The 5,185-nt window shown below is 38.1% G+C and carries 4 protein-coding genes; 1 reads left to right on the top strand and 3 read right to left on the bottom strand.

Going from position 1 to position 5,185, the window contains the following annotated elements; all coding sequences use genetic code 11:
- Positions 1-189 precede the first annotated feature (189 nt).
- From AC1Z3K_RS18480 to AC1Z3K_RS18470, 3 genes are all read right to left on the bottom strand, one after another.
- Positions 190-1,206 (bottom strand): ComEA family DNA-binding protein, encoded by a 1,017-nt coding sequence (locus AC1Z3K_RS18480; RefSeq protein WP_461733554.1) that lies wholly within the window; start codon positions 1,204-1,206, stop codon positions 190-192.
- A 726-nt stretch (positions 1,207-1,932) separates the two neighbouring features.
- Positions 1,933-3,924 (bottom strand): transketolase, encoded by a 1,992-nt coding sequence (gene tkt / locus AC1Z3K_RS18475; protein ID WP_461733553.1) that lies wholly within the window; start codon positions 3,922-3,924, stop codon positions 1,933-1,935.
- A 98-nt stretch (positions 3,925-4,022) separates the two neighbouring features.
- Positions 4,023-4,265 (bottom strand): DUF896 family protein, encoded by a 243-nt coding sequence (locus tag AC1Z3K_RS18470; RefSeq protein WP_461733552.1) that lies wholly within the window; start codon positions 4,263-4,265, stop codon positions 4,023-4,025.
- Between the two features lie 151 nt (positions 4,266-4,416).
- Here AC1Z3K_RS18470 and lexA point away from each other — a divergent pair, with 151 nt between their 5' ends.
- Positions 4,417-5,037 carry a transcriptional repressor LexA gene (gene lexA / locus AC1Z3K_RS18465; protein ID WP_426084148.1) on the top strand — a complete coding sequence of 207 codons (621 nt, stop codon included), beginning with the start codon at positions 4,417-4,419 and terminating at the stop codon, positions 5,035-5,037.
- The last annotated feature ends 148 nt before the right edge of the window (positions 5,038-5,185 follow it).

The raw sequence follows: 5,185 nt of genomic DNA, 5'->3' as shown, positions 1-5,185 counted from the left end.
AACTGCGAATTATGATTCGCCACGGCAACGCTTTAATTGTAAACTAAAAAAGACCAAGAGAAATATTTCCTCTTGATCTTCAAAAATTCTAAGATTTCTCTTCACCAACATTAGTTGACAAAGAGCCGAATGTAGCACAAATAGCTTTATTGTTGTCTAGCTTAATTTTACAATCGGCGTACAAACAAACTACCAGTAATGATAGTCACCCATCTCAATTTTAGCATTAATCTCTCGATAAATACGGGACATTTCTACTGCTGAATAATTATTGAAATTATTGTCGATGATTAATTTTTTAAAGTATGGCAAGTCATTAACAGGATAAAATATTTCAGCAGACCCTTGTCTGCAAGGTTCATTATATGCCAAGGTTTCTAATCTTTCAATTTTTGATACAAATTCTAAACTCTGGATATCAGTCCAAAAAAAAGATAAATACTTCAATTTTTTAAATTTATATAAATTTTGTAAAAAGCTTCCTTTATCAGATGATCCTCCTGCACACCAGACTGAGATAGAATCTACATTTTCAGTATACTTAAACAAATCACAAAGCTTTTCTGACTGCAGTTCAATAAACTGAAATCTTAATCCATCTATTTGTTTTAAATTTTTTAATGGACTAAAATCTACATTTCCGTCCATTTTAAAGCCATCTATTATTTCTAAATACCTTAATCCTTGAAGCATATAGAAGCATTCCTTGTTTTGTTTAAAAGCCTCTGAATTTACAGTTATCCCCGTTTTCTTTCTTAATTCCTCATATGTAACTTCTTCATCAAGTTCATCATCATCATCATAGCTAAGACTTAAATTCATGTTAGCGGCTCCTCTCGCTAAATGAATATTGTTTGGAAACCATTCTCTGTATGTCTTTGTTTCTGAGTCTTTAATTACAAATGCAACATTCTGAGCTTTGATTTTCTCTAAAGTCTTTGTGCCTATCCCTTTAACTTTTAACAAATCATCCAATGATTCATAAGGTCTTCCCTGAACAATTCTTTCTGAAATAACGGGGCCTATACCTGTTATCAGCTCTAAGTCTACTTGATTAGCATAATTAATATCCACTTTATCTAAAGCTTCAGCACTTCCCCGTGTCGGCAATACAAATAAACTCCCCAAAATCACAATCAAAGTTTGCCATAGCAATATTTTCTTTAGACTATTTTTTCTAACATTTAAAATTAATTCAGTTAACATTTTATCTCCCCTTCCTCTACCATTTATTATAAACTACTTTTAGATATAAATAAAGAACTTATATATATGTGTGCTTATCTCCATAACTCATTTTATTGATAAACACCTATTAACTCTTTTAAGTATCCAAACAACAAATAGATAAAATGAAAGCGACCAAAATCACAAATCATCAGAAAGATTGTTCCTCTATGGATAAGAATGTTAGAGTTTTACTTGGGCTAACAGATGAGCCTTTCTAGAAACAGTACCGTCAACTCAAAACAGTATTGGTAGTTACTTTTAAAATATTCAGTTGAATTGGATAGTCAGCATCGTCCCTATCATTCACTGTTCAAACGACCATTAACTCACACAGATATTCTCGATGAATTACTCAGTTATGATTCAAACTTGAGTATCACATATGATACTGTTCAATTTCTCAAATTTGCCTTTACTCCTCAAAATGCCAAACGTTTCTTTGAAGAACTTGATATGCTAGATCCCCGATTGTCTTTCTGGTTCAAAAAGAAATTGAGATTCTTCAAGAAGCATAAACAAGGAATTACCAATGCCTTCTGTTTTTTGTCCCACCAACAAAAATTGACATATAATCAAAAAAACCTGAAACAAAATCAGAGATTTTCTGCATTTTGTTCCAGGTTCTTGTGTTCTATTCTGTTTTTACGCTTACCATGACCATAGGGCTAAAATTAGTCATTCGTCTATTAGTTAATTTTAGAATTATAATGCTGTGTATTTTTCAACAACATTTTCAACAGTAAAGCCGAATTCTTTCAGTACAATGTCGCCTGGTGCTGACGCACCGAAATGGTCAATAGCGATTATCGCTCCATTACCAACATAACGCTCCCAGCCAAATGGCGAAGCAGCTTCGATAGCGACACGTTTTGTCACTTCTTTTGGTAAAACAGCTTCTTTGTATTCAGCTGATTGTTGTTCAAACAAATCAAAGCTTGGCATGGAGACAACAGAAACATCTTTTCCTTGTTCAGCTAAAGCTTTTTGTGCTTCAACAGCTAAATTCACTTCAGAGCCTGTAGCGATGAGAATACCTTCCGGCTTCGCTCCTTTTTGAGGAGAAATAACATAGGCACCCTTAGCAACTGTTTCAACTGCATTTTCCTTTGTTCCTTCAATCACCGGCAAATTTTGACGGCTCAATACAAGGATTGTTGGTTTGTCGGTTGTTGTCATCGCAATTTTCCAGGCCGCAACTGTTTCATTGCCGTCTGCTGGACGAATTACTTGGACACCTGGCATACAACGAACACTTGCCAGCTGTTCAATTGGTTCATGTGTTGGACCATCTTCCCCAACGGCAACTGAATCATGAGTTAGAACATAAGTTACTGGTGTGTGTTGAATTGCAGCAAGTCTGATAGCTGGACGCAGATAATCGGTAAATACAAAGAATGTACCACCATAAACTTTTGTTCCGCCATGAAGCTGAATGCCGTTCATCGCAGCTGCCATCGCAAATTCACGAACACCAAACCAAATATTACGACCTTCGTATTGTCCAGGTTCAAAGTCTTTTTCTCCTGCAACCATCGTATTATTCGATGCTGAAAGATCGGCTGATCCACCCCAGAAGCTTGGTACAGCTTTAGAAATCGCATGAATTGTCTCTTTACTTGTCACTCGGCTTGCAGCACTGCTGCCTACTTCGTATATTGGTAACTCTTTATCCCAATTTTCAGGCAGCTTCCCTGAAAACGCTTCTTCATATTGTTTAGCAAGCTCAGGATGAGCATTACGATAGTTTTTAAACATTTCGTTCCATTTTGCTTCTGCCTTTTCTCCTTCAACAATCATTGCTTCTTTAAAGCGTTCCGCAACTTCCTCTGGAACAGAAAAATCAGGAGCATCCCAGCCATAGACAACTTTGGCTGCATCAATTCCTTCTTGACCAAGTGGAGCGCCGTGAACAGCCGATGTGCCTTCTTTAGGAGAGCCGTAGCCGATAACTGTCTTCACTTCAATCAATGTTGGTTTATCGGTTTCTGCCTTCGCTTCCTCAATTGCTTTCGAAATTGCTTCCAGATCATTACCGTCTTTTACTAGAATATGCTGCCAGTTATAAGCTTCAAAACGAGCGCCTACATTCTCAGTAAATGCTTTTGAAGTAGGGCCGTCTAGAGAGATATCATTCGAATCATACAACACAATTAACTTGCCCAGTTTCATATGACCAGCCATCGATGCAGCTTCTTGAGAAACGCCTTCCATCAAATCGCCGTCCCCGCACAATGCATAGGTGAAATGGTCTACAACTGGGAAACTGTCTCGGTTATAAACTGCTGACAAATGTGCTTCCGACATTGCCATCCCAACAGCCATAGCAATTCCTTGTCCAAGAGGACCAGTTGTCGCTTCCACGCCGTCTGTATGTCCGACCTCCGGATGTCCAGGTGTCTTGCTGTCCCATTGGCGGAACTGCTTCAAATCATCAATCGTAACCTGATAGCCAGATAGATGAAGCAAGCTATATAACAATGCAGAGCCATGACCAGCTGATAACACAAATCTGTCGCGGTCAGACCAGTTTGTTGAGGTCTTTGGATTTACTTTTAGATGCTTCGTCCATAATGCGTACGCCATTGGCGCAGCTCCCATTGGTAGACCCGGATGTCCAGAATTCGCCTTTTGGATTGATTCGATGCTAAGCATACGCACCGTATTAACACCAAGTTGATCAGTTTTGTCGAACAAAAAAATCATCTCCTATTTAGGTTTTTTTTACCTTTATTAAATCCATTGTACCTTAAGTTATTTATGAAAGCAATTACTTTTGGTAAAAAGAACTATAATTAATCGCGATTATGCAGTCCTTTTTCCTTTTGGATTTGTTTCAGTTTTTCAGGAGTCACGTCGTTTCCTTTCGGATCAACAACTTTCATTCCCTCTATATGATGGCGCATTCCTTTACGAAAGGTCTGCAGGTATTCTTCTCTAAGCTGCTTTTGCTCCTTTATTTCCGCAGAGGTTAGTTCCCCCTCTTTCTTCTTACGAGCCAGCTCATTGATTCGAGCTAGTTTTTCTTTTGACAGCATGCTACGTTCCTCCTTTATCAATCATTCTTATCTTATAAGAAGCCGGCAAAAAAAACAACTATCTTTCTCTCTAAAAAAGACGAACGCTTGTTTGATTTAAAAAGACAAGTATGTTAGACTGTAACTATAAATTGGAAAGAAGGTGTGGATATTGGCTAAACGTACCGAAACAAGACAAGTCGAAGTATTAAAATATATATATGAACAAGTTGAACTCAAAGGATATCCTCCAACCGTTCGCGAGATTGGAAAAGCGGTGGATCTTTCCTCTACTTCCACTGTTCACGGTCATCTGGCAAGATTGGAAAAGAAAGGTCTAATTCTTAGAGACCCTACAAAACCGCGGGCTATTGAATTAACTGCAGAAGGTCTGGAAAAAATCGGCGTACAACCGACAACAATCCCAATGCTCGGTGTAGTTACTGCCGGCGAACCTATCCTCGCAGTTGAAGAAGCGTCAGATTTCTTCCCATTGCCGCCTGATTTAAAAACAGAACAGAATGCATTGTTCATGCTGACTATTAGAGGAGAAAGTATGATTAACGCAGGAATTCTTGACGGTGATCAAGTAATCGTCCGTAAGCAGCAGGCTGCTACAAACGGGGATATTGTAATTGCCATGACTGATGAGGATGAAGCCACCTGTAAACGATTCTTTAAGGAATCTGATCATATCCGGCTACAACCTGAAAATGATCTGCTTGAGCCTATCCGTCTAAACAATGTTACCATTCTTGGTAAGGTTGTCGGCTTGTATAGAAATCATATGTAAAGTCGTTCATAAAAAAGGGAGTGGGACATAATCCACTCTCAAAAAGAAAACAAGCTCGATTTTGATGATGAATGTCAAAATCGGGCTTGTTTTTTCTTCTTCCCTTCTCTTTCTCTCCATATATTTTCCTAATTTTCTTAGATTTAGT

The sequence above is a fragment of the Enterococcus sp. LJL128 genome (genome assembly GCF_056924295.1).
The sequence above is the reverse complement of the archived record's forward strand: the minus strand, read 5'-3'. Positions and strand labels throughout refer to the sequence as shown.